Origin of the sequence: Singulisphaera acidiphila DSM 18658 (assembly GCF_000242455.2) — a bacterium.
In the GTDB taxonomy this organism is placed as follows: Bacteria; Planctomycetota; Planctomycetia; order Isosphaerales; family Isosphaeraceae; genus Singulisphaera; species Singulisphaera acidiphila.
Genome location: NC_019892.1, coordinates 4,257,922 through 4,284,223, shown reverse-complemented (window position 1 = coordinate 4,284,223; position 26,302 = coordinate 4,257,922). Strand labels below are relative to the sequence as shown.

The 26,302-nt window shown below is 63.7% G+C and carries 10 protein-coding genes; 6 read left to right on the top strand and 4 right to left on the bottom strand.

Annotated features, from left to right (window positions below):
* Nucleotides 1-98: 98 nt before the first annotated feature.
* The 5 genes from SINAC_RS16795 to SINAC_RS16775 all read left to right on the top strand — a co-directional run bounded on the left by SINAC_RS16795 (nucleotide 99) and on the right by SINAC_RS16775 (nucleotide 13,801).
* On the top strand, nucleotides 99-479 hold the full coding sequence (locus SINAC_RS16795; RefSeq protein ID WP_015246825.1) for a hypothetical protein: 381 nt from the start codon (nucleotides 99-101) through the stop codon (nucleotides 477-479).
* A gap of 500 nt (nucleotides 480-979) precedes the next feature.
* Nucleotides 980-4,225, top strand: coding sequence for a BRCT domain-containing protein (locus tag SINAC_RS16790; protein WP_237722502.1), 3,246 nt, complete (start codon nucleotides 980-982; stop codon nucleotides 4,223-4,225).
* Complete coding sequence (locus tag SINAC_RS16785; RefSeq protein WP_015246823.1) at nucleotides 4,222-10,617, top strand: HEAT repeat domain-containing protein; 6,396 nt, start codon at nucleotides 4,222-4,224, stop codon at nucleotides 10,615-10,617. The genes SINAC_RS16790 and SINAC_RS16785 overlap by 4 nt, the downstream gene beginning before the upstream one ends.
* On the top strand, nucleotides 10,614-12,494 hold the full coding sequence (locus SINAC_RS16780; RefSeq protein ID WP_015246822.1) for an SWIM zinc finger family protein: 1,881 nt from the start codon (nucleotides 10,614-10,616) through the stop codon (nucleotides 12,492-12,494). Before SINAC_RS16785 ends, SINAC_RS16780 begins: the two co-directional genes overlap by 4 nt.
* Before the next feature lie 5 nt (nucleotides 12,495-12,499).
* Nucleotides 12,500-13,801, top strand: a complete 1,302-nt coding sequence (locus tag SINAC_RS16775) for a reverse transcriptase family protein (protein WP_015246821.1) — start codon at nucleotides 12,500-12,502, stop codon at nucleotides 13,799-13,801.
* A gap of 77 nt (nucleotides 13,802-13,878) precedes the next feature.
* Here the strand turns inward: SINAC_RS16775 and SINAC_RS16770 are convergent, their stop codons facing one another.
* Complete coding sequence (locus SINAC_RS16770) at nucleotides 13,879-15,897, bottom strand: polymorphic toxin-type HINT domain-containing protein (RefSeq protein WP_015246820.1); 2,019 nt, start codon at nucleotides 15,895-15,897, stop codon at nucleotides 13,879-13,881.
* 448 nt (nucleotides 15,898-16,345) lie between these two features.
* On the opposite strand from SINAC_RS16770, the gene SINAC_RS16765 reads away from it, so the two are divergent.
* A complete protein-coding gene (locus SINAC_RS16765) occupies nucleotides 16,346-17,065 on the top strand; it encodes a hypothetical protein (RefSeq protein WP_015246819.1) in 720 nt (239 codons plus the stop codon).
* 90 nt (nucleotides 17,066-17,155) lie between these two features.
* On the opposite strand, the gene SINAC_RS16760 is transcribed toward SINAC_RS16765, so the two are convergent.
* The 3 genes from SINAC_RS16760 to SINAC_RS16745 form a co-directional block, all read right to left on the bottom strand.
* Nucleotides 17,156-19,288: a glycosyltransferase family protein gene (locus tag SINAC_RS16760; protein ID WP_015246818.1), complete on the bottom strand. Its 2,133-nt coding sequence runs from the start codon at nucleotides 19,286-19,288 to the stop codon at nucleotides 17,156-17,158.
* A 59-nt stretch (nucleotides 19,289-19,347) separates the two neighbouring features.
* Nucleotides 19,348-20,787, bottom strand: coding sequence for a glycosyltransferase (locus tag SINAC_RS16755; protein ID WP_015246817.1), 1,440 nt, complete (start codon nucleotides 20,785-20,787; stop codon nucleotides 19,348-19,350).
* 523 nt (nucleotides 20,788-21,310) lie between these two features.
* Nucleotides 21,311-26,089: a bifunctional serine/threonine-protein kinase/formylglycine-generating enzyme family protein gene (locus SINAC_RS16745; protein WP_015246815.1), complete on the bottom strand. Its 4,779-nt coding sequence runs from the start codon at nucleotides 26,087-26,089 to the stop codon at nucleotides 21,311-21,313.
* Between the last annotated feature and the right edge of the window lie 213 nt (nucleotides 26,090-26,302).

Below are 26,302 nucleotides of genomic sequence, written 5' to 3'. Positions count from 1 at the left end.
CGGCAAATCTGTCTTTTTAGTGCGTATGATAGACGTAGGGAATCTGCGTCACGGACGGGATCTGCGCTGTCTGAGCAACTTGCTTGGAGGGTCGCCCGTTGAAGCTTTCGCATCCCACGACGCGTCGGTCGACATCGCGTCGCAGCCGGAAGGTTCAGAAGACGTTCGAGGCATTGAGTGACCTGGGTGGCGAGGCTGTGGAGCCGCTGCCGGCGCTCGACTTGAACCTGAAGGCGTTCCCCTATCGCACGGCCTTGGCGAACTGGCCGGACGAATGGCGGGAACGCTGGGGGCATCGGGCCAATGACCTCGAGGAGGCCGGCCTCGGTTGGCGCGAGGCCGAGGCTTGCGCCTTCTTCGAGGTTCAGGAGGAGCGTCGAGCCGAGGTTGGGACCCCGCCACTCCCTCTGGTTCGGGTCGACATTGGCCGAACGGGGGTGGCCCCGTTGCTTCTTTCTCACCAGGCGATGAAATTGTGATGCAAGCCTCTTGAATACCCATGGACGTTCTTGTAAAAGAGTTTCACTTGCCCTTGACTGCTGAAGGGCATTGGGTCTGGAAGACCAGGTCTAGCTCGGTGCTCTGCACCAGGGCGGCGTTGCGCCGCTCGAGCGTTTGGGTTTTCATGCGTCACAACGAAGGCTGTTTCAGACTCGCTTTCGCCCCGGTGCGGGGTTAGTTCTTCGCGGGTCTGGAGCAACCTCGCCGGTCGCGGTTCCGCGAAGAACTAACCCCGCACCGGGGCGGCGAGTCAGAGAGCCTTCGATGTTCCAGGTCTTGTGGTAGACGATCTTCCAGACTCGGAGAGCGGGCTGTCTCGAATCCTTTTTCGGGCAGCCCGCTTTTTTCTCATGGTTGTGGCGATCGGGGAATGATCCTCTCATAACCTGTATGCAAGATGACTGTGCCTGGCATCGGCCTGGTGGGGTCGAGAGGTTGCGTCCCGATCAACTCCTACCTCCAGCGGGATTGGGCGACCGTGGCGATTTCCCTACGCTTGGCCGACGTGACACTTGCCTGGGAGGCCCAGGATCCCGACCTCGTCCGGCTCGTCGAACGCCTGGCGGAACAATCGGACGACGAGCCGGAAACGCCCGTGCGCGAGGGGGCTCCCACCTTCGCCAAGTTTCTGGCGGAGATTTACAGCAAGCCGTTTCGGCGCAAGCCTTGGGCCGAGCAAGCGCACTACCGCGTTGAGCAGATCAAGGCCCTGGAGGCGGCGGATGCCGAGGTTCCTCTGCCAGACCGCCTTCGTTTGCACGAGGTCATCGAAGCGCTCTGGCGCGACGATGGCCCCTATGCTCGCTCGTGCCTGCTGGCGATCATCGCCCGGGTGAAGCTTACGTACGGTCCTTGGCGGGCTTTGAAGCGAATATTCAAGGAAGCCGAAGCTCGAGGCGATACCGAGGTCTTCGCCGCCCTGGCCGCGCGGTTTGATGCCGCATACGCCAGCCGAGACTACGAGGTCAGCCGCGACACGCTGATCTACCTCTGCCGTCGCGCCTGGCGATACCTCAGGCGGACGGCGGTCACCCTCCCGGCCTGCTACCCCGACCTCGCGGGGGAAGTCCTCGCCTGCTATTCCGAGGAAACCAGGTGGTCGGACACCTGGGTCGCCAACCAGATTTTTCATCACGAGAGTGGCAAGTACAACCGGAGCGGGTTCTCCTTGGCGTCACGCTCCCAGGATCTCTTGAAGGACCGGGCGTTCGCCGAACTCTGGAAGCGGAGCCCTCGCCCCTTGTTTAGCCTGCTCGAGCGGGCGCGAAGCGATCGGGTGAGAGAGTTTGCGGCCAGCGCGTTGAAGGCCGATTTTCGGGCCTCGATCCGCGAGATCGAGCCCGCGTGGGTGGCGCGACTGATTGATGTCGAGAGCCGGTCGATTGACGAGTTCGTGGTCTGGATCCTCAACAACGTGCCTCGGTTCGAACAGGCCGCCTTTCGGACGCTCGGCCTGCACGATGCGGTGCTCAGGCTGTTCGACTCCCCTTCGTCCGAGGCTCGCGACTATGCAGCCAACTATGCCCGGACCCATGCGCGGGACCTTCCGGTCGCGGACCTCATCCGCCTGGTCAACAACACTCATGGCCCCGTCCGAATGCTGGCCGGCGACTTGCTGCTCGCTCGCGACCCGCGCAAGGAGGTCGGACTGGAGGCCTGGGGGCAACTCCTCGAAACGGACTACGGCTCTGAACTGGCCGCGACTGCGTTGCGCAAGCATTTTGGAAACCGCGAACTGACTCCCGAATGGTTCCGAGAACGCTTCTTCTCACCGAGCCGCCTGGCGTATCTGTTCGCGCAGGAGCGACTTCCCGAAGTCCATCCCTATCAGAAGCTCGGAGCGGACTTTTTTCGAGGGATGGTCGAGGAGATCGAGAACCGGCCGTCCTCGACCTGGCGCGCGGTGTCCTATGCGATGGGCGAGCTTGCGCGTTTCGACCTGAATGCGCTTGATCCCCAATTTCTTGAATGGTTGATCGTTCATCCGTTCACGAGCAAGACGGTGGGCGATTGGATCGACGAGGGCACGCTCAAGGCGAGCACCTTGCCGCTCGATTTTCTGAAGATCGTTGCGTTTCACCCGGTCTGGGAGGCCGACCCCTGGGTGGCTGCCCTGAAGCGGCAACACGAGTGGGCCCGTACGCTCGAGTTCAACGAAGAGCTGGCCGATCGCGTGCTGGGCTGGCTTCGGGATGTCCGGCGCTTCGCTCCAGCCGATCTTGGCTTCGACTGGCTTTTCAAGCTGGTGGTCCGAAGCGAGCCCCGCTACCACAATTTTGCCGTCGAGACGATGATTCGGGGGTTCGTCCCGGCCGACTTCGCCCTCGAGGCTATGGCAGCGCCGGCACCCGCCCAGGTGAGTGAGGCGGTTGCCGTCGACTTGAAGGGGGCCTCGTTTCTCTTCACGGGGAAGATGGCGACGATGCCTCGCAACGAGGCGGAAGCCAAGGTCCGGCAAGCCGGAGGCGCGATCGCGTCCGGGGTCACGGCGAAGCTCTATTACCTCGTCATCGGCGACGAGGGGTCACCGCTTTACGGGAGCGGTAAGAAGGGATCGAAGCAACTCAAGGCCGAGGATCTCAACAATGCCGGGGCCAACATCAAGGTGATCTCGGAAACGGCATTTTTGAAGATGATGGCCGGTGAGCAACAAACCTTCTCCGCCGACGCGACCCTCGCCGGTTGCGAGCGACTCTGGGAAATGGCGACTGCGCCGGGGCCCGGGGATGCCCCGCTGGCTCAGTTCGCCATCAAGTATCTCAGACGTCATCATCCTGATATTGCCCTGGAGGAGACGGACAGGCCGGTCGACCCCGGGGGGGAGATCCCAGGCGAGTTCTTGACGCTCGGCCGGTTGCAGCCGCTCTTCTCCGAGAGCCGCAAGCCGCTTCGCGAGTTCGCGCTGGAGGTGGCCAAGTGGGACTTCGCCCGCTGGGCGCCGCCGATCGAAGCCTTGATTGCCCTGGCGGAAGTCCCCTACCCCGAAGTCCGTCAGTTCGTGGCGAAGGCGTTGCTGGCCGACGAGGCGCCGGAGAATCGCCGGTTTCGTGTTCCTCCCGAGGTTCTGACCCCGTCCGCAGTCTACAGCTTCTGTGAGTCAGCCGACGAATCCACGCGTGATCTTGGCATGCAACTGATTGCGCGGTCGCCCCGGCTCCGGCTCCCCGAGGAGTTGTTCCGTCTGACGGAGAGCCCCGACCGCAAGATCCGCGCTTTTGTGATCCGATCGCTCTGGTCGCTCTATCGCGATCGGGGGATCACCGAGGGGTGGAAGCCGGTCGTCCCGGCTCAGTCGACCGTGGGCGCCGCGGCGAAGAAGGCGGCTGCCAGCCTGGCCGAGTCTCGTGGCCAAGGGGCGCCGGCCCGTCCCGAGAACTTGCCCTCCGCCCCGTCGAACCTCTGGCTGTTCCTCAGACGCACCCTCTTCGAGATCCCACCGGCACGGCCCGAGGCGGTGAAGGACCAGGAACCGGGGGGAGCCGAGCGGATCAAGCCGCTTCCTGCCCGGAAGGCCAAGCTGGCCCTGGTCGAGGTCATGAGAGACCTTGCGCTGGAGGAGATCGGTTTCGCCCGAGGGGTCCTGCCGCTCCTGGAAGAGTTCATGACCTCGAGGGGGCCAAGCGAGCGGGCGGCCTGCCTGGTCGCCGTGACCCGGATCCGCCACACGCATCCCGAACTCACCGGCCCTGACTCCGTCCGCCGCCACGAGGAGGCCGTCTCTTGAGCCTCGAGAAATTCCTCAACTATCGCGGAGACGTGAAAGCGATCGCCGGGGTCGGCCAGATCGTCGCCTTCGTGACCGTCCATCCCGAAGGACGAGCCACCGGGGTCTACCGGCTCGACGCCGACAAGCTGACCCTGGAACTGGACCCGCTCCCAACCGGCGGCCTGGTCGTGCTCGGCGATGGCGACGAGGAGACGCTCTGGATCGGCGGTGGGGATGGGCACGTTTATCGAGGCTCCGTACGGGGGGGCACGCTGAAACCGCTGGGGTCGGCGCTCGTCTCGGCTCCGAAGACGCTCGCCCTCTTGGCCGAGGGCCGGCTGGCGGTGCTCGCCGGTGCGCAGGTCGTGATCTTGGCCCGGAAGGATGGCAAGACGCTGCAAACCTTGCCCCTGCCCGAACCGGGCACGGCGCTGGCGGCCGATCCGACCGGTCGCTGGCTGGCGGCCGGCACGGCCCAGGGGACGGTTGCGGTTTTCGACGTCGAGGACAAGCCCGAGTTTTTGCTGAGTGCCTCGGAGAAGCTTCACGAAGGGGCGGTCACCGCGCTTTTGTTCGAGCCGGAGGAACTGCGGTTCCTCTCGGCCGGGGCCGACTTGAAGCTCTTGTCGACCCATGCTCGAGGGAAGCTTGAGCCCGAGGACAAAGGCAAAGGGGCGAGCCATACCGACCGGATCAACGCCTTGATTTGGGGACCCGGCGATCGGCTCTACTCCGGGAGCCGCGACGGTACGATCAAGAACTGGCCGCGGTCCGGCGGAGCCCGCCCTGCCACGCTCAAGGACGGTGTGGGCAAGGTGGTGGCGCTCACCCTGGTGCAAGTCCACGATCGGACGCGTCTGGTCGCGGCATGCGAAGACAATACGCTCAGGTTCTTCACGCTGGACGCTGCGGGCAAGTTCGGCGATCCGTTGCACCGGGTCGAAGGTGCTCAGCGAAGGGCCTTGAATGAGCTGGCCCAACCCGAATCGCGTCGACGTGAGGCGGCGATCGAGGAATTGGCGGCGTTCGACGACGCCGCTTCGCTGGAACTGATCTCCGCCCAGGTCGGCCAGGACGCGGATCCAGGGCTCCGGCTCCTGGCGGTCCGGAAGCTCGGCGCATCGAAGCATCCCCGCGCTGCGAAACTCCTGGAACCCTGGCTTGGTGAGTCGGGCGAGGCGGTGCGGCTGGCGGCCCTCGAAGGCCTGCGCCGGCACCTGGGCGAGGCCGACCTGAGGCCGCTCGACCTGGCCCTGAAGGTCGAGAAAGCCAACGTCGGCTGCGAGGCGGTCCGGGCGCTGGAGACGCTTGCGAAGCAAGACGACCGCGCCTTCGCCCGGCTCCTGGAGACGCTCAACGCCAGCCCGGCGGAAGTGCGGCAGGCGGCCCTGGCGAGTCTCGAAACGGTCTACGACGCCAAGTCGCCCGAGGCGAGCCTGGTTGCCCTCAATTCCAAGTATGCCGACGTCAGGCGACTTGCGATCATTCGCCTTTTTCAGCGTGGGCTGCTTCAGGATCAAGGCGTGCAAACCGCCCTCCATCGCCGAGGGGAGGATGTGGACCCGGAGGTCAGGCGTACGGCCTTCCTGCTCTTGCTCTCCACCCGCGAGTCGTTGCTCGAGGCCTTGCGCCGTCGCGATCCAGACTTGCAGCGTCAGCTCCTCGAGCTGGAAGGAGCACCTGCGGAGGAGGAGCCGGCCGAGAAGAAAGCAAAGCCGTCGAAAACGCGGGCCAAAGCTGCGAAGCCGGAAAGGGCCGACCTGGCTCTCACGGATGACGACTACGGACCGCTCCTGCAGGCGACGGCGAGTCGGGCCCTGGATACGAGCCTGCGCGGGGCGCGGGGCCTGGCCTTGCTCGGCGACCCGCGCGCGTTCGGCCTGCTGCTCCAACTGAGCCGGGAGGACGAGGCGCGGGCTCGCGTCGAGGTCTGCCATGCGTTGGCCGCGCTCGACGATCCCCGCGCGATCGAGCGGCTCCGCTCGTTGCTTCATGACCACGAACCCGAGGTCCGCGACGCGGCCTTCACGGCCCTGGCCCAGATCCACCAGGCCGACCCGTTGCTTGGAGCCGAGGCGGGCCTGGGCTCGTCCTTCGAGGACGTCCGCCGCCGTGGCCTTCAGCTGCTGATCGCCGAGATTCGCAAGGCTCCTCCCAAAGGGACGGACTCCCCTGCCCTGGCCCAACTGGCCCGCGCTCTGAATGACAGCTTTGAATCGGTCCGCCACGAAGCGTTCAAGGCCACCCTCAACCTCCAACTGGCCGGAGGGGGGGCTGGAACTTTGCGGTTCGTGGGGCGGAGCATTCATGCCGCCGTTCGTCGCGAGGTCCTGACCGAGGTCATGGCGCAGGTCAGTCAACCTTGGGGCTGGGACCTACTCCTGGAGTTCTTCAACGACCCTGATCCCAGGCTCCGCGACGACGCGTTTGAGTTTGCCAACAAGAAGACCAAAGGATTGGAGTTCCTCGAAGCCGGGCTCGGCTCGCGCCACCCCGATCTTCGCAAGCGGTCGGTCGAAGCCTTGGTCAAAAAACGCACCAAGGCTGCACAAGCCTTGCTCGTCAAGGCTGTGGGGGATGAGGACCGCGCAGTCAGGCTGGCGGCCCTCAATTCCCTGGTCGTGGCCGACGCCCGGCCCGAACTTGTCGTGGCGCTCGACAACCCTCACGCTGATGTCCGTCTGAGGGCGGCTCGAGCCCTGGCAGGTCATGGTGACGGGGCCGCTCTCAAGCCGCTCATCGCCCTGGTGACGGAACCGGAGCCGTTGGACGTCGAGCGGAAGGAGGATTGGACCCAGCGGGTCGAGTCGGCCTTGGACGGACTCGGAGAACTGGGGGATCTGGCTGCCCTGACGACGATCATCCCCCTGCTCGACAGCCCGCACGGCTCGATCTGCGCCCATGCCGCGACGGCCTTGATCTGGGTGGCTCGTCCGGAGTCACTCGACGCCTTGCGACAGGCCCTTTCCCATGCGGACCCGCAGGTGAAGTACCGCGCTGCGCTGGGCCTGGCGTATGCGGGCGAGTCGTCGGTGGCGCCGATCGTCTTCTCGACACAGGCCAAGCAGGTCCTCGACGCCAATCAACTTCTGGGGGCCGCTCTCTCCCTGGGGGCCGTGGGAGAGGACCAACTCGTGGTCTTTCTCGATGACTCGAAGGGAGCCATTCGGTTCCAGGCGTTACTGCTCTTGATGCTTCTGGAGTGGAAAGCGCCTCGCGGTGGTGCCGCACGCATCTTGGCCTGTCTGTCGAGCCGCACCCCAAGAGGCCGGCTCGTCGCGGCTCGGGCATTGGAAAGTCTTTCCGACCCGGCCGCCTTCCGCTCGTTCGTATTGCATCTGATTACAGACCGGGACGACGAGCCGAACTGGACGATCACCGAATCGACGGTCGATGCGTTGGCGGAGCTCCTGGTTTATGGGTCTCCCCTGGCCCGGGCGCGGACTGCGGGCCTGCTCCATCACCTCCGCGAGAAAGAGCAGGCGGCCTGGGACTTGCCGTGGTCGGTTCTCGCGTCCCGGTTCGCCCCTGAGATTGCCGCGCTGCAGACCCAGGCCAAGACGCGTCCGAGCGTACCGCTGGCGTACGGCCCCTCTGAACTTCTGGACCTTGCCTTTGGCGCGTATGTGGGGCTGGTCCGTGAGCAAGGAAGCTCGTCACGTCGCAAAAAGAAAGGGAGTGGCGTCGACCCGCAGATAATCCGGGTCCGGCAGACGGCTCTCGGCCGGCTTTTGGCTCTCGCCCAAGCCGACTCGCGCTTCGCCCGTGGGGCCGTTCCCGTCTTCATTCAAGCGCTGGGTGATCCGAACCAGGCCGTCCGTTTGCTGGCGTTCGAGCACTTGCAGACCCTCGGAGTCGACCCGACCCTGCTCGGCTCGGAGGCTTTGGGCGCGGGGCACACCGACCTGGGAGTCAAGGGCCTCGAGGTTTTGACCGGCGGCGCGGCGGTTGGCGAAGGGCGGGCGATTCTCGAACGCGTTATGCTCACACGTCAGGATGAGCTGGCGATCGAGGCCGCTCGACTCCTGATTGGGACTCAAGGACCGGTCGCCGTGGCCGGGCAGGCGCTCACGGCGGCCCACGAACCGTTGCGGGAGCGCGCCGTTGCCTGGCTGACCGCCGAGTACGATAAGGACGAAACCGCCCGCGTCCTCTTGCGCGAGGCTTTGAACTCACGCTATCAGCGGGTCCGCGAGGTTGCCGCGATCGAACTGGCCACGAAAAAGGATCAAGCCGCCTTTCCCGCACTCGTGCGGTTGCTCGAGCAGGCCCAGTTGCCGGCCTCTCAGGGCAAGATCATCCAGGCGCTCGTCGCCCTGGGTGATCCGCGAACTCCCGACGCCCTGCTCGATCGCTTGCAAGCCGACCCGAGCGGCACGGCGGCGGCCGACGCCCTGATCGCGGCGGCCGGTGGCTTCCGACGCCCCGAGAACGCCGATCGCCTGCTGTCTCTGATGGAGAACGATCGGAAGCGGCGCGAGCTTGCGTTTGTGGCTTTGCTGACGATCAGCGGGTTCGATCAATCTGTCCTTGATCCGGAGGAGGAGCAGGCCGACCGCCGTTGGGAAGATGAGCAGCACCCGCGCCACTCCGACATCCTCGCCCGCCTGATGGAACGCTGTTCGGGCCTGGGCGAACCGCGACTCTTGAGCCGGCTCATCCCTGCGGCGCGGTGGGCTCGTTCGAAGGTCGTCGATCCGGCCCTCGCCCCCCTGACTCTTCACCCCGACGACCTGCTTCGCCGCAACGCGGTCGAAGCCCTGGGCTGGCGCGTCCGCAAACGGGCGAGCGATGCCGAGCCTTTGTTGAAGCTGTTGTCGCATCAGGATCCGATCACCCAATTCCTGGCTGCGGAGGCGCTGGCCAGGGGGGGGCGGACTGAGGGCCTGAACGTCTTGCTCGCGAGCCTCGACTTCGTGAGCGACCTGAACCTGCGTCAGCGCGCGGTCGATGCCTTGGGAGAGCTTGGCGACGAGCGTGCACTTGACACTCTGCTGCGGCTCGCCAGCGACGCGGGGCACGCCTTGCAGGAACAGGCGGCCGAGGCCATCGGCCATATGGGGCGATCATCAAAAGCTGATGAAATCTTTGTGCTTTTGGAGCGATACACCAAGGGGGATCAGGTTCCTCTGGCCATGAACGCCGTGCGCGGTTTGCGTTGGCTTGACACCCGCGCTGGGTGGCAAGCCGTTCGCCGCGCGGCTCTCGAAGGCGATTCCTATCTCTTGAACACGACCGCCCTTGAGATGCTTGCGTTCAATGATGACCCGGCGACTCGCGATCTGCTGCTCCGCCTGCTCGTTGGTGGAGACATGGCCAAGGCGATGCTGCTGTTTGATGTGGGGCTCGCCAGCGCCCGGCATCTCTTCGGGCCCGATTCGCTCGAACCCGATTATGCGCTCTTGCGGAACCCGCGAGTCATCGACGAGGACAAGCAGCTTAATGCCGTGGCACGAGTCTGTGAGCGGGGTGAAGCGAGTCAGATCTTCGCGATCGTGACGACAGCGTCTGGCGAGGTGCAGGAGTTGTTGGCGACGCATCTTCTGAGCCGTCCCAGCCTCCCCTTGGAGGAAGCCCGAGTCGCTCTCGAACGGCCCGAGGCCCAGGCTGTCGAGCTGGCGGCCCGGGTCCTGGGGCGAGCGGGGCCAGAGGCGAAGTCGAAGGCGGGCGCCCTCGAGACGGTCCTGCCGAGATGGCGCGACGCCTGGGAGGAGAGCCGGCGCAAGAGTGAACGGGGAGAGAACAAGGAGACCGGACGACTGGTCGAATCGCTCACGCCTTGCGTCCGAATGCTGGTCTGGGCAGCGGGACGCCTTGTTGTTTCGCGGGAGACACTGCTCGAAATGGTTGTGGCCCGCCTCGGTGATCGGGTCTATCGGCCGATCCGGCTCGCCGCCATGACGGCCTTGACCTCCTGGAAAACGTCCCCCGCCATTACGGCTGCCCTGGAGGCGGCCGCCCTCGGTGACGATCCCGAGCTCCGCGCTTTCGCAGCCTCGGCCGCCGGCCGCGCAGGGGGGGATCTGTCCGCACGCCTGGTCCGTCATTTCCTCTCGGACCGGGTGGGCTTCCAACGCATCGTCAGGCACAAGGACGTCAAGGCGGAAGAGCTGGCCCGGATGGCCTCGAGCCGGATCCATGAGCAAGGAGTGGTTCTTCCCTATTTGGTTGCGCGGGCCGATGTCGAAGGGCTGACCGCCGTGATGAGCGATCGAAGCCAGCCCACGCCCACCCGCCTGGGAGCGGTGGAGGCCCTGGCCAAGCTGGCCCGGGAAGATGCCGAGGACCAACTCCGCGCCCTCGGCATAGCGATCGACGACGATGAGGAACTGCGCAAGGCGGCCTGGCGCGGTCTTCGGAGATCGAAACGGGCTCGAGTGAAAGCCGCCGCATCCGAGGTACGGTCATGAGCGACGAGACTTCGAGCGACGAGACCGCCCCCGTCACTCCCGAACTGGCCGAGCCAGCGCCCGTTGAGGTTCAGCTCGCCTATGCGGGGGCCAGCACACTGGTTGCCTCGGGAGAGACCGCGGAGCTGGCCCTGGCCGGCAACATCCGCCGCCCTCCCGTCCGGTTCGAGGCGACTCTCAAGGATCCGCTCCGGTTTCGCGAAGCGATGTCGGCCCTCTACGCGGTGGTCGGGAGCGACTATCGCTATGTGCCCAAGGATCGGACCGCTTACGTGGCCTTTCTGCGGATGCGCCGCGAGTCGGCCGGTCAGGGGCTCTGGCAGGCGCAACGGGCCTATTTTTCCTGGCTCTTGCGCAACGACCCGTTGGCCTACCTGATCCTCGACCCCGTGATTTCGGTTCACCCCGACCAGGTCTTCTTCGAGGTTTTCAGCAAGGACGAGGGGGCCTACGCCAAGCTTGGGATCGACCGGGACGCCTTCGATCAGGCTGCGGAACCGACCCACGGCACCACCAACATCGACTTCAGCCAGGCCCTCTTCGCCGGCCTCCAGCAGATGCGGAGCTACCGTGAGACCAAGCTGAGCCTCGGCCGGGACGGGGTGAAGGTGGCCACGGCCACAGTCGGCGAAGTGCTCGAGAAGCAGATTCGGGTCCCCGACTCCTGGCTCCGCGGTTTCCTTCAGGTGCAGTCGGCTGCGACCTTGCCGATGGATACGTTCTCGCTTGCGCCGATGGATCTGTATAACGTGTTGCGTCAGCTCCGGCTGCAAGCCGATCGCAAGGGGCAGCGGCGCGGCTTGCGGATCGAACTGGTTCCTGGGGAGGTGCCCCGACTCGTCATGGAACCTTGGGATCTGGTCGTCCCGTCCACGAGTGGGATCTACAAAGGGAAGGCGGCCAAGGTCGTGCGGGTCTGGGGTCGGCGGAGGCTCTCGGCCTTACGGCGGTTCCTTCCGTTCGTCGATCAGGTTGACGTCTCGCTCCTGGGCAGTGGCCTGCCGAGCTTCTGGATCCTCCGGGGAGGCAGCTTCTCGCTCACCTTGGGGCTGACCGGGTTCACGGCGGCCAACTGGTCGCAGGCGGTCAACTTCGACCTGCTCCTGCCCCGCAAGACCCAGTCGACGCCCTCGTTGGATACCGTGCTCGCCCACCTCGAAAAGCGCTGGTCGGCCGGCGCGGGGGAACTCGCCAAGTCGACCGGCCTGAAGTGGCCCGCGCTCCTCGAAGCGCTCCAACTCGGCTGCCAGCAGGGGAAGCTGATGTACGACCTCGCCGCGTGCGTCTATCGTCTCCGGCCTCTGACCGACGACCCGCTCGACCTGACCCGCCTGGAGTATCGTAACCCGCGCGAGCGGATCGCCCACGACCTCTTGGTTCGCCGGGGGGCGGTCAAGATTGTTACCGAGAACCGGATCCCGGCCTCCGGCCTGGAACTGACCGGCAAGGTCATCGTCGAGGAGGACCGGCGCGAGTATCGTCCCCAGTTGCTCATGGCCGACGAGGGGCAGGTGACGCGAGCGGATTGCACCTGCCCGGCCTTCCGCAAGCAAGGCCTGAAAGCCGGCCCGTGCGTTCACCTGATCGCTCTCCGACTGGCCTACGCCGAACAAGAGGCGAAGCGGCTCAAAGGAGGTGACCCCAAACAGGTGGCCACCGTCGAGACCCGCACCTACAGCCGGCGCGACCCGAAGGGGGAAGAGGTTCACCAGGTCTCGCTGGAGCGCCGTCGCCTGCGGATCCGCTGGGGGCGGGCCGGGGTCCCTCCTCGATTGCAAACCTTGACGTTCGATACCCTCGACGAAGCGCGGACCGCCTACCTCGCCCGGATCGGCGAGCTGGACGCCCGTGGCTTCCTTGACGCCACGGCGGGATGAACCCAATGAGCAGGACCATCCGGACCACCGACCCGCTGACCCTCTGGCGTGCCATCGAGCAGGCCGGCGGTACGCAGGCCTATGTCGAGGCCCAACTTACCGAGCGCGGGTTCTTGGTCAAACGCCGAGCGACGGACAAGATGTCCGAACGCGAGCTCGATGCTTACAAGAAATCGCTCAAGCTCGAAGCGAAGGAGAAGCGGGCGCTCCAGGCCGAAGCGTGGCGGGCCTACAAGTCGAGTCACATCGTCTACCTTGGCGACGGGATCTTCTGGAAGGATGACCCTGGCGGTCCCGATCCTTGGGATTTGCCCCACGCCGAGGAACGCGCCGCTGAGAACGAACTCCCCCCCCTGGACTCGTCCCGGCAACTGGCCGAGGCCCTCGGCCTGAGCTTGTCCGAGCTCCGCTGGCTGGCCTACCACCGTGACGCAGCGACCCGGATCCACTATCGGCGGTTCACCATCCCCAAACGTGATGGTTCCGAACGCGCGATCTGGGCACCGATGCCGAAGCTCAAGAATGCTCAGCATTGGATCCTTCGGAACATCGCCGAGAAGCTTCTCGTTCACGGCTCGGTCCACGGCTTCCTGCCGGGCCGCTCCACCTTGACCAACGCGGCGGCTCACGCCAACCCGAAGGTCGTGGTGAAAATGGACATCAAAGACTTCTTTCCGACCGTCACACTTCCTCGCGTTCGCGGCCTCTTTCGCAAGGCCGGTTATCGCGAGCAGGTGGCCACCTTGCTCGCCTTGTTATGCACCGAGTCGCCGCGCGAGGTCGTCGAGCATGACGGCCAGACCTACTACGTCGCACTCGGCCCGCGCTGTCTTCCCCAGGGGGCACCCACCAGCCCTGCCTTGACGAACACGCTCTGCCTTCGGATGGACCAACGCCTCAGCGCCCTGGCGAAGCGACTCGGCTGGCGGTATACCCGCTATGCCGACGACCTGACCCTGAGCCTGCCCCACGACCACAAAGATAAACCGAGGCTTGGTGCCTTGGTCGGCACGGTGCGGCGGGTCGTCGAGGCCGAAGGGTTTACCATCCACCCGAGCAAGACCCGAGTCGCCCGCGCGGGGGCCCGGCAGACGATCACGGGCCTGGTCGTCAACGGCGACCAGGCCCCCCGCGCCCCTCGAAAGTTCCGCCGCGAGCTTCGCGCCGCGATCTACAATAGCCGCAACGGCAAGCCGCTCCATGACGGCGTGTCGCCCACCACCCTGGCCGGTTCCGCGGCTTACGTGTATATGACCGATCCTGAGCTGGGCGCGAAGTTGCTTGAGGCGATCAAGCAAGAAGTTTGATGCGGATGTTTGTTGTTTTGAGTATGCGAATTACGAGAGTATTTGGTCCTGGCCTGTGAAGGGAACCCTCGTTTGGCTCACGGCTTGGCTACGGGGGCCGCAGCCAGGACCGGAGCCGCGTCGAACGGTTCGGGCGTGGACTCGACCAGGCTGTTGTCGTGGACCAGGGTGCCTCGTTCTCCCACGAAGAAGCTCTTCCCGTCGGCCACCTCCAGGTTGAAGACCGGCTGGACCGCCTCCTCCTGGATCGAGCGGACCTTGGCCACACCGTTGAGCGTCCGAATCGGATCCCCCGGCGCGAGGTCGCGGGCCATTGTCCAGCCTTTCCCGGCCTTCCAGAATCGATGGATGCCCGTGGCAACGGTTGACTCCCCCTCCCACTCGATCCGGAGGGTTGCCGACGGCTTGTTGTGGAAGACGGCCAGGACCGGTTCAAACTTCAGAGTCCCGGTCCGAGTGTCCTGCGAGAGAACTTGATCGCCGACCTGGATCGATTCGATCTTGCGCAGACCGTCAAGGGTATGAATCAATGTGCCTGCCCCGAAGCAGGAGTGATGCGGCCGAATGCTGGGCATGGGGACGACCTGGGTGAAGGTGGGCTTGGATTCGGGCTCGGTGGACTCATAGCGATAACCTTGCTGGTCGCTCCACCAGGTTTTCCACGAGTCTTGCTTTTCCCCCAACTCCTGACCGGTGACCGCTGCCAGGACGGGAAGAGTCAGCCGATTTCTCGCCTGGACGGTTGCGTTGACGGCCTCGATCTCATTGACATCGCTGGCGAGCCGACCTTGCGCGAAGGCGGCAATTTGCTGGACCACGTTCAGGGCGTTGGCAATCTGAGTGTCGCGGCGGGCGGCGGCCCCCTCCGCTGCAAGAACCGCAGCCCCGGCGCTGTTCATGCCAGGCTGCCCGACAGTGATCCCGGTCGCGGTGCGCGGGTTTTCGGCCACGCTTTTCACGGCCGATGCCGAAAGGGCCCCCACCGTGGCGCCGGGGGCACCGTTCGCTAGCCAGAGATTTTGGCGGCTGAAGGGGTCGAAGGGGACCGACGGATCAAACAGACGCGGTGGGATTTGCTCGAAGGGGATTGCTTGAGCGGTGTAAACACGTCGCACGTTGAATTGTTTGCCTTCGATGAACAGGACCCCTTGGGTGCCGGGCCCGCTCACCGGTCGCACTTCGTACTTGATCGGGTCACGGAGCAGTTCGACCAGGAGGGTGACGAACTCTCTCGGGTCCCGTCGTTTGAGAGTCTCCGTTGCCACACGACGGACCTCGGCCGACCTGCCGAAGACGGACAGGGTCGCCAGGGCTCGCGAGGCGGTCCCCGCGTCGATCTGGCCGAGCATCTGGACCGCGACGAGTTGTCGGCTGGCGTCACCGGAGGCGAAGGTCGCCCAGATCATCGGCACTGCGCGTGGGTCGGTCACTTCACTCAGCCGTCGCTCCGCGATCTCCCGCGTGCGGTTCTCCGGTAGGCGTTCCCGCCACTTTTCCAGGAGCGGCCGCCAGTGCCGGTCGGCCTTTTTTTGCTCTTCGGAGTTTCGCTTCAAGGTTGCGATCTGTTCCTCGGTCATCCAGCGGCCGTCGTGCTTTTTGCAGCCCAACCGTTTCCAGGCGGCGTCGCGAGCCGGGTCCATCCGGGTGACGGCCGTCAAATGCGCAATCGCCTCGGCTTTCAGGCCGTGCTTCTCGCACCAGATGGCCAGGTCCCAGTGACCGTCGGCCGTGCCGCGCATCGTCTCCCGCTTCGCGTTGTATTCGGCCAGGGTGGCGGTCAACTCGGCGTCGGCCCGCATCTTGTCACGGATCGTCTCGGGGTGTTGCCACTGACCGCCATAAGAGACCAGGCCCATCAGGCCGCGCGCCACGGAGTGCTTGGGATCGGTCACGACGGCGACGGCCAGATGTTTGAGTCGCTCGGCCTGGAGCCCGTGTTCCTCGCACCAGAGCGCGAGCTTCACATGCGCGTCGGGATCGCGGCCCACAGTCGCGGTGGCGGCCTCGTAGGATTTCAAGTCCACTGCAAGTGAACTTGAGTGGCTTTCAGGGCTGGCCGCCATCAAAATGGTGCCGACGAGAAGCGTGCCGAGCATCGCAAGTCCTCCGCCGATCGGAGCCGTTCAAGACGTGTCCCTGTTGATCCTAGCGAGCCACTGGGAACGAAACAATACGTTGTGGTAAAAGAGACAGATTTTGCTGATGCGTTGGTTGGCTCAGGATCAGTGGCGATTCGGCGCGAGATTTCACTCCGCATAGTGCGGAAGGTGGAAGAATCCAGGGGAGTTCCGTGATCGCTCTTTGGGGATCACCAGAAACAGATGGTCGAATTCTGTTGACTGAATTGTGATGTTCTGATGGGTAGCTGATTGCCTTGATGATGGCGGACACGGTGACGCCGTTCTCGTCAGGCGGGGCGATCTTTACGAAGGCTTCGCATGGTGAGAATCCTGTTGAGTTGTCGCATGGTAGGGATAGAGTGCTTGTGTCTAGAAATAATAAATACTGTGAATTTAATGAGTCTTAAAGTGGGAGAATGATTGAATGAATAGCCGAAAAGTGATTTCGATGTGCCACTATAAACGTCCTAGCTATTCGCGGCAGGTTCTTGAGGCGCTTCGCGCGTGCGATGGGATTGGGGACTATCTGCTTCTGCCCCACGTCGAGCCTGGCAACGAGGAGGTTCGCGACCTGATCGAAGCGATCGACTTCGCCGAATGCCTGCCGACGTTCAACGAGCGGAGGCTGGGCGTCAACTTGAATACGGAGAACGCTCTCCTTGATGGCTTCAGCTTTGGCGATTTCGTCATCCACATTGAGGATGATATTGTCTTGGCGCCGGACGCCCTTCGCTACTTTGAGTGGTCCGCCGCGCGTTATCGGGCCGATTACTCCGTGTTTTCGGTGACCGGATACCATCGCCGGGCGGATCCGGTTTCTCCCGAGGATTTCCACCGGACCCGCCTTCGTACCTGGTTCCACCCTTGGGGATGGGGAACCTGGCGGGACCGCTGGGAACTCTTTAGTGGCCGGCTTCATACCAGCCCGTGCACTTGGGATGTGTTCCTCAACATCAATTTTTGCGCGGTGGCGCGGACCTCCTGTTGCCATGAGGTTTATCCGGAACTCGCGCGTGCGCAGAATATCGGGAGGTATTCGTCGATTGGGTCGAATATGACGGACGAGGTTTGGTTTTTCAAGTATCGCCACCTGACGAATTGGGCAGGCAACCACGATCTGCCCGTGGCCGAATTTCACGACTGATCTTTGCCGGATCCGATCCGCCCTGGCCGGTTCGGTCTGGGAGCAGATGCTTTGGAATTCACTTCGGCCGGCCGTGCCGGTGGCCCTACTCTACTCGGGTCGGCTGTTCGAGGAAGGAGTGGACCTCAGGGCTTTGTAGAGCACGATTTGGTTGGGGTTAAGGAAGAGACGGTCGAAACCGAGTTGGCGGAGCCGGCGGTGGAGCACGACATGTTCGCAGTCGTCTCCGCCGTAGTCGGCGGCCTTCAGGCACTCCATGCGATAGACGCCAAGCCCGCCGAAGCACGACCAGACGGGTTGCAGGCGATCTCCGCGTTGCAGGGCGAGAGCCTGGGCCTGTGGGCCGGGAAGCGGATCCTCATTGCCCGGGATGCGGTAGGCCCAGGTGTCGAGGTGGATCGGCTTCCGCTCACGGTCGCGCGAGTGGGCCGCGTCGTGTCTCAGTCCGTACGAACCGACGAAATCCCAATGATCGTGCCCGAAGGTGTGGGCGATCCCGTCTTCGCTCCAGCCCCCCTCGAGATCCATGTCGACGACGATGACGTAATCGTCGTCGGCGAATTCAGACAGGATCACTTCGCGGCAGCGGTTGCGGTAGGCCGCGAGGGCCGCGGTTCGGACCAGGGAGCGGATGGAGCCGAACCGGGGATCGCCGTGCCGTTCGCAGACGACTCGGATGGCGGGGTTCGCTTCCGCCCAGGCGTTCAGGAGCGCGGGGGTTCGATCCTCGGAATCATTCTCGTAGAAGAGGGCGTGGTAGGTCCGGAACATTGCGCCCAGACGCTCGACCCGCGCTGCGAACTCGGGAAAGGTGCGTGCGATGTCACGGCCGATCCCACAGATGGTTACGGAATGCTGGCGCATCCGCTCACGGCCCCGCTCGATCGTTTGATGGTAGGCTTCGGCTATTGGCTCAGGGCAAGGGAAGGCCGCCTCGGGGAAAGCGCCTCGGTGGAGCGAACCCGAGGGTGAATGCAGGACCTCGTCTCCAAATGGCCCTTCAATGCGGTCATGCTCAACTTTTGCGTCAAACCAGAGAGTGCTGGTGTAACCGATGTGGCGGCACAAGCTTGGGGTGGGGTGTTGGATCGGCGTGCCGTTGCGATAGGCCCAATCTCCGACGACGGTATCGACGTGGGCCAGGCCGTCGTTGCGCGGGTTCCAGCGATGCCCGAAGACGATCGGGTCGACCAGAAACCGGCGGGCCGTTGACGGGTGGAAAACCAGGGCGAGCGCCCCGCGAAACCAGGGCTTATTATGGGGGTGCCAGCCGGCCTGGGCCGCGACATCCAACTGGCAAGAGTACAATGAGATTGGAGGAGGCGGGTCACTTGGCCAGAGGATGGACTCGAGATACTCACGGAGGTTGATTCTATCATAAAAGGTGGCGTCGTCCTGGATCATCATGTAGGCGTCGGCATCGGGATCGCGCATCAGCAGTTCGGCCAGCCCAAGGTAGAAGTTGGGCCAGGCGCCGCTCTTAGGTTCGCGTTGGGTGACCGGGAGATGGGCGTAGCGACGGGGGATTGTAACGGCCGCATCGACGAAGAGGCGAGCTTGATCCCATCCCGCGCGGACCAGGCTATCCAGGGTCCATTCGAGCGTGGGCCTGCGCCTCGGGGATGTGGTCAGGCCAACTGCCCATCGTTGAACCGGCCTCCCTGTTCGTTGGGCGGGGGCTGGAAGCCAGGCTGAAATCGGTAAGGCGGCGGGACGGGGCTGATCCGACCAATCTCGGCAGCGAATGCACCCTTCTCGGGTCGTCTCGACGTGCGCGGGGTGATGGCATCGGAAGATCGGCTCGTGCGTGAGCGGGTCGGTGGCCGCCAGGGTGCGGACCTCCAACTTATCCCCGAGGTAGTAGCAGGCCAGGTCGACCCGCTCGGGACGGCGAGAGTCGTCCACCTCGTCGGGGTCGGTGTCGAGGAAGTCCTCAGACCATGCGCGGATCCGTCTCGCCTTGTCGACATCACAGCCGGCAACGCCCTCCTGTCCGAGAATCTCCGTCGCCAACCCGAACAAAAGCGAGCCAACAACCGGGTTGACTCGATCGACGCTCGGCTCCCCTTGCCGGCAGCAGTACAGGCAAGCATCGCGGCTCACCTGACAGAGCTTTGAGTCGGCAACCCCCGTGATTTCTCGAAGCAGCAGGCATTCGGCGATCTCGGTGCCACCTTCTCCTTGGATCTGAAACCGGTAGTGGCAAGCAATATTATTGAGCATTTTCCTGTGTCAAAAATTGTAGATAATTTATATGTGTATGGAGTTCTGGTCCAGCCTGCTCATCGGTCGCGTTGTGCCGAGACTTGACTCAAGAGGTCGAGGATCCGGGGCCCGGCGACGGTCCAGGAGTGTTCCGCCTCGACGTAGCGTCTCGCGGTAAGGCTTGCCTCGGAGATATCTGCGCCATGGAGGTTGAGAAGGACCCTGGCCAGGTCGTCGGGATCGACTTCATGGACGGGGATCGCTCGATGACGGAACAGGCGAGCCTTGGTCGCCGAGGCTGGGACTGCCAGCAACGGGTCGTGTTCGTTCATGGGGGGGGCATCGGTTGTGATCAAGGGCAGGCCGCTGGCCTGGCACTCGAGGAGCGGCAGGCCGAGCCCTTCCCAGCGGCTGGGCTGAACGCAGACGTCCCCTTCGGTGTACAACTCGGCCGCGTCCGTGAGGTTGGCGCGGCGGACCTCCACGTTGGCGGGCAGGAGGGGAACGGCCGATGCCTGCGTGCGTACCAGGATCGGTACCGAGGGTGCACGCTTTGCGGCCTCACCAATGATGCCGAGCCCTTTGCGTCCGTCCCAGTTCGGCGATGACTGGTCCATGGTTCCCATCCCACCGAGCCCGTTGATGAACAGGAACGTGTTGCAAACCGTACGGGGGCGGAACGTGAACTGGTCGAGGTCGATCGGCCACGAGACCAGAGCCAGGTCGAGGTCGAGCCCGAGGCGCTCGCGCCAATGCTCGAGCACCGTGTGGCAGTACCGAGTCGGGCAGATCATCAGGTCGACTGCCCGGATCCAGGGAGAGAGTTCGTCAAGGTGCTCCCACATTGGCACACAAGCGATTCGGATGCCCATCTCACGGGCCATTGCAACGACGGAATCCAACTGAGGACATTCGCAGAAGAGGAGCCAATCCAGCCCGTCGAGGAAGTCTCGAACTGCGGCCGGGTTGGTTTCCCGGCAGACGCGACACTCCGGGATTTCGGGGAGATCTTCCAAGAATGGGTGGGCGACGATCAGCCAACGATCGATCACCAGGTTTTTTGCGATCGCTCGGTTCAGACTCCCGAGCCCCGACGGAGCATTCCCGCCGATCAGACCAATTCGCAATGGCGGATTCCACCGGCCACGCGAGTCGATGAGGCGTCGGATCCGGGCCTGGGGTAAGGCGGGGGCAGGATCCGCGCCCAGAAATAGGTTTTCTTCAGCCCAGCCTCGCAGGCGGACCACCTGTTCGTAGTCGTAGCCCGCGGCGCTGGTGTCACCATCGAGGAGACGCGTGGTCAAACTAAACAAGAGCGAGGCGAGCGTTGGGTTGAGGTGCGTTTCCGAGGGGAGCGATTCTTCGCAGCAGGCGATGCAGGCCTCGCATGAGACTCGGTAGAGCCGGTCGTCCTCGACCCCGGTCACCCGTTGCAAGAGCTTGCAGGTTGCTTCCTCGGGTTCCGCGGTCGTGATCTGGCGGTGGTAATGGGGGCAGCATTCGACGTTGCGTGCCATGAACGGGGCGCTCGCAATCGCGGGGCCAATTTCCTGCACGATTTATCGGCTGGGAACGCTTGCCCACCGCACGGTCTGGCCATCGAATCGACCCTGCTGCGTTGGCCCGTTCCCGGCCTCGAAGCCTGGTTCCGAACGGTCTTCGGCCATGACCCATTGCGACTGCGGTGCCACCCATTTCCAAAAGGCGGAGCCACTGACATTGGTACCTCCTGTACGACTTGTGCCTCCCATGAACAGGTCTTTCGTCTCAGGCAACTGCTCAACTGTTTTGGGCGCCATGGACGGAATCTCCGATGAAGCAAGGTTGGATCTTGATTGACGAATAGATGTTCGCATGCGGTGATTTGTTGTCCCCGCGTGAGGCGAATATCTTCGTTTTTGCGGAGACGTCGTTCAACGACCCACGCCGCAGCTTATAAGCGTCAATGTGCTTTGGGGACTGATGGAGATTGTCGCGTCACTAAGGAGTGTAGATGTTATTGTGACGGATTTGAAGGTTGTCGTCAAGGGGTTGATCATTTCATGGAGGTGCGGGCAGTGGTTCGCGGGTCCGAGCGATTCGGAACCCCACGAAATTGTTCGGATCGTTGACGCCGTCACCGTGTCGAGCGGCGGAACGCAGACTAAACTCATCTCGGTGAGTGGCGCCGCCGCGGATCACGAGGTAGGCGCTATCGCGGATTTGGAGAGGGAGACCAACGTTCGGAATATCGTCATCAACCGGATGGCGTGGATATTTCACTGACGTGACCTCGGGGCCGAGACAGCGCTCGTAGGCGTTTCCCAAGATGTCAAAGAGTCCGAGCGGATTGGGCCTTTTCTCCCCGACGGGGTGGAGCCGTGATTCGGAGGCGGGAGCATGCCAAGCGTACTGGCCCAGGAGGCCGATATCAGATCCGTAGAAACGGGGAGTCACCGTGCCGGCGCGGCAGGATGCCTCCCATTCGGCCTCAGTCGGTAGGCGATAGCCCGTGCGGGTGAGATAGTCCGGTGGCATCTGGAATCCGTCCTTGATCGCCTCGACTTTTGGGAAGCACATCTGGTTTTCGGGGATTCCCTCCTGCTCGCTGAGCCAGCGACAATACTTGACCGCGTCATAAAACGTGACCTGATTCATCGGACAAGCTTCGTTCGGACCAAGGCCTTTGTGATAATTGTGTGGGAATGGCGAGGCGAGAAACTGCCGAACGGTCACTTCTTTCGAGGCGATCTCGAACGTTTGGCGGATCCGACGACGGTGCTGGGTTTCATCCATGTTGGCCAGTGCCAACCCTGCTTCCTCTGGGGATGCGCCCATCAGAAATGTTAGCGGCCCCTCGACGATGAGCATGGTATGTCCCTGGCTGTTGACTCGCCACCGTTGTCCTGGTTTTGGCTTCGCCTCCGCCAGCTTGCGGTCGGCGTCGCGTACCTGATCGCCGAACGACCAGCGCCCCAACAACCAGTCGAGAGCCGAGTGGACCCCCGGGTCCGGATCCTCCTGGTACAAGGTCAGTAACTTCGGGAGCAGGTCTTTGCGCATCCCCTGCGGGAGGAGGTTGTCGCCGAATCCCCCCAGGCAAAGGACAAGGGCCTGGCGAACGGAGGGCACGGGATGATGCTTGACTTCCTCGAAGAGTTTAAGCGGATCGAGCTCGAAGCCGGGAATGCGGTGGATCAGGTAGGTCCGCAGGCGTGGGTCGGGCTGATTCTCGAGCGATTGCCAGAGTGTGGAGGCTGAGCCGAGCGCCGCCAAGACGAGCGCTGCGTTGGCCTTCTGTTGGGCCAAACTGTCGAGCGTTTTCGGCTCTGCTTTGGGGGGGATCGGTTCAGAGAGCATCTTGCGGACCAGGGCCGCGAGCTTGGGTTTACTCTCGGCGGACTGCGTGGACAGGAGAATATGCAACTGTCGTGGGTCGGCCTGTTCGATGAGTTGGATGAGTAAGTCGGGCCGGTCGTGGGTGTACTCCGCCAGCAGGGACGCCGCGATATAGCCTTGTTGGTTGTCCCGTTGCGTCAGGAAGGCGTCCTTGAGCGGGATTCGGAGCTTCTCGCGAATGGGATGGAGGAGGTCGCTCCAATGGGTAATTGCGAAGAGATCTTCACCGGTCAGGGTTGAGACAATGTCGAAAACCACCGTCCCCCAGCGCGGACTGTCGGGGTCATACGAGGCCAAGGCGCTCGCCGCGCGAAGCCGACGATCTGCCGACATATGGACGGTCTCGAGCTCACCCCAAAGTTTCTTCTTCGCTTCATCGCTGCCGGGAGTGAGGGCGTCGCGGATGACCCGAACGTTGGGTGGGTCCGCCGCGAGCAACTGGTCGATGAGCTCGCCTTCCTGTTCGCGATCGACCGGCAGGAGGGCGAGGCTGGCGCGGAGCGACTCCTGCGAGCCGATCTTGGCCCGTGTTCTCGCGTCTCGCAGTCGAAAGTTCACCCAGCGGCGATAGGGGGCCATCTGTTGGATGATTACGGGGACTTTCGCGGTGTCGGCCGCGAACAGGCGGTCGACCAGCCCTCCGGCCTTGAGATAGGTGTAGCTCTCCATCCCGATTGCCGTCGCAACGACCAGGACCAGGAATGCGCGGGACAAGCGGACCGCGTGGTTCCGCGTCGCGGTGGACATCAACTTGGCTTCTCGATCGTTCCACCGGCTCCGCTGGGTGGAGAGGCGGATCTCGAGCCATTCGAAGAACGAAGGGAGCTGTTTCCGTTCGTGCTTGGTCCCCCAGAGCGCGGCCCGCTCGGCCAGTCGGATTTCGGCTCGACCACGCCTCGTTTCTCGCTGCTTTTTTGTCAGCCAGTCGCGGAGCGAAGGGACGAGGTAGTCGTGCGTGAGCTGGTAGTGCGGCTCGAGGCCCGGGACCTCGTCCGCTTCGTCCCCTTGGGGATCGGTCGGGGTGATCAGGCGGAGTTCGTTGTCGAGGATCCGCAGGATCTCGTCGAAGTCGTGGTGAGATTCACCGCAGCCGGAGGCCTCGAGCAACTCGCCCCGGGAACGCATGTGCCCCTTGATTTCGGTCCCTAACTCCGGCAATAAGGCTCGGAGCACTTCACGCATTGCCCGCTGGTGGCGGTGATATTCGGGAGGTGACGTTGCGGTGTTGAAGGTCTCGTCGAGGAAGGTAACCCCGACCCCTTGCGTTCCCCCGACGTCTTTCAGGGTCGCGAGCGTCCACGTCTTGTTCTTGACCATCTCGGCGAACAGGCTGAGCTGAACGCAGACCACTCGGTCGTCTTGCGCCAATCCCTCGACGGCCTGGCTGATGAACGCAATTTGATCCTTTTTCGGCTCGGTTGGAAAACCGGGCAAGGCCTCGAACGCGCGGCCGAACGCGGCGAGGACTTTCCTGGCGTGCCGCATGCTGAACAGATCCACGGCCGCGCTGTTCTGCCCTTCGACGAGCCGGACCTCCAGCTCCTTCATGAACCGGGTCACCGACATCCAAAAATCGTCGCGGACGATCAGGAGACACTGAAGCCGGACGCCGTCGCACTGTCGCAAGGCCTGGACGAACTCTGAGTCTTCGGTGCCGCGGTTGGCGTGGAGCCATTGCTCGAACTGGTCGATCACGAGTAAGACTTTACCCCCCTCGGGCCCCGACGTTCCCCGGCGGATCGAGCCCAGAAGCTCGGGCAACCGTGCCTCGGTCGGCAGCGTGTCGAATCGCCTGTGCAGGGCATTCTCCAGTCGTGATTCCGTCTCCTTGGAAGTGGCTTCGACCAGGACCGGCGCGATGTTGGCGTCGAGTCGGGGCAACAGCCCTGCCTTCACGAGTGACGACTTACCGCAACCCGAGGGGCCGTAGACTAGGCCGACTCGGAAGGCACGGTCGGTGTCGGTGGCTTCGACGCGCGTCTTCCAGAATCGCAGGCTGTCGGGTAGGTCATCGCGGTCGCGAGGACCGGGTAGCAGTTTGAGAAAGAAGTCGGCATCTTCCGCTTCGAAGCATCGAAGTCCCTTGGGGACGATGTGCAGCGTCAGTGACGACGTATCGATCTCGAATCGCTGGCTCGCCGGCCCTGACATCGATTTAAAGTTGCCGGAGCCGTCGAGTTGGGAGAGGCTGTGACGCAGGTCGTCGGCCATGTCCAGCGCGGTGTTATAGCGATCGGTGACCCGCTTCGCCAGCGCCTTTAGGCAGATCCTTTCCAACTCCCTCGGAATGGTGTCGTCGAGCTGGTGCGGGGGGCGAACGTCGAGAGATTTGATCCGTTCGATCGTCTCCGCCCAGTCCCCCCCCTTGAACGGGCGAGTACCGACGAGCATTTCATAGAAGACCACGCCCAGGCTGAAGATATCGGAGCGGCCGTCGACCAGGTGCCCCTCACCACGGGCCTGCTCGGGGCTCATGTAGACGAGTGTGCCTGCGAAGATGGGGCCTTTCCCGAAGTCTTCCTCCTTCAGCGCCAGCCCGAAGTCGGCGAGATAGGGCCGCCCCGCCAGATCGATCAGGATGTTCCGCGTCTTGATGTCGCGGTGAACCAGGTTGCGGGTGTGCGCGTGGTGGGCCGCCTCGGCGATTGTCGCAACCTGCGTCGCCGTCTCCCGGTAGGATGGCCGGCCCAACCTCAGCCGCGCGGCGAGGTCGCTCCCCTCAATGAGCTTTGAGACGATGTAGCAGTAGCCTTCCTCGGACCGTCCGACGTCGAAGACGGGAACGATCCCCGGGTGGTCGAGGCTGGCGAGGATTCGTGCCTCGAGGAAATAGGACTCGATGTCGCGAGGGGTTTTGATCCGGCTCGGATGAGGAACCTTGATGGCCACCCGGCGGTTCAAGTCGGCGTCGAACGCCTTGAACACCCGGCCGAACCCCCCCACCCCCAGCACCCCCTCGACCTGGTAGCGACCGATGGTCCGTGGCGGCCCACTCCTCATTCCCCCCCGGGTGATGGAACGGTCGTTTTGCCCGCGCCCGAGTTGGCTGGACGAGGTGTAACTGACGGTGGGCGCATCAGGGTTGACGAACTCCTCGGTCGACTCCGACAGGTCGACCTCAGAAAGCAATCCGGAGCCGACCGTGCTGAAGGTCGCCTCTGCGAGGACCGAGCGAATCAGGGCGGCATGCTCGGGGAACCGTTCCAGATATTCTTCGGGCTGTGGTTCCCAGCCGCCTCTGACCCGATGCTCCACCTCCAGTGTCAGCAGCTCGCGGAGGAGCGGCACGGAGTCGATATCCTTCATCTCGGCCAGATAAGACTCGATTCGAGGCGCATGGCCTGCCATCAAGGCCGCTTCGAAGCGGTCGCAGGCATTGATCACGCGACGAAACTGCACCAAGGGGAAGTCGCCGGTTTCTGACGAGCCGACTCCGTTCATGATCGCAACTCCGCGAACCCTCGAGGGCCTGAACGCGGCTCCTGAATCCGTCCGTTGCCTTGGCGTGCGATCACGTTCAGACGGCTGGCTGGCGTCGGCAACGACGGTGTCACGCTTTGAACTGGCGAAACCAAAGGAGAGTCTCCGCACTCCCAACGATCGACGTGATTCCGCCGCGACTCTGCCTTGGCTTTCCTACCACTATCCGGAAAA

What these genes read in the sequence shown, in the direction of transcription:
- SINAC_RS16780 (WP_015246822.1), top strand. Translation starts at nt 10,614, where the DNA reads ATGAGCGACGAGACTTCGAGCGACGAGACCGCCCCCGTCACTCCCGAA.
- SINAC_RS16775 (WP_015246821.1), top strand. Translation starts at nt 12,500, where the DNA reads ATGAGCAGGACCATCCGGACCACCGACCCGCTGACCCTCTGGCGTGCC.
- SINAC_RS16770 (WP_015246820.1), bottom strand. Translation starts at nt 15,897, where the DNA reads ATGCTCGGCACGCTTCTCGTCGGCACCATTTTGATGGCGGCCAGCCCT.
- SINAC_RS16765 (WP_015246819.1), top strand. Translation starts at nt 16,346, where the DNA reads ATGAATAGCCGAAAAGTGATTTCGATGTGCCACTATAAACGTCCTAGC.
- SINAC_RS16760 (WP_015246818.1), bottom strand. Translation starts at nt 19,288, where the DNA reads ATGCTCAATAATATTGCTTGCCACTACCGGTTTCAGATCCAAGGAGAA.
- SINAC_RS16755 (WP_015246817.1), bottom strand. Translation starts at nt 20,787, where the DNA reads ATGGCACGCAACGTCGAATGCTGCCCCCATTACCACCGCCAGATCACG.
- SINAC_RS16745 (WP_015246815.1), bottom strand. Translation starts at nt 26,089, where the DNA reads ATGAACGGAGTCGGCTCGTCAGAAACCGGCGACTTCCCCTTGGTGCAG.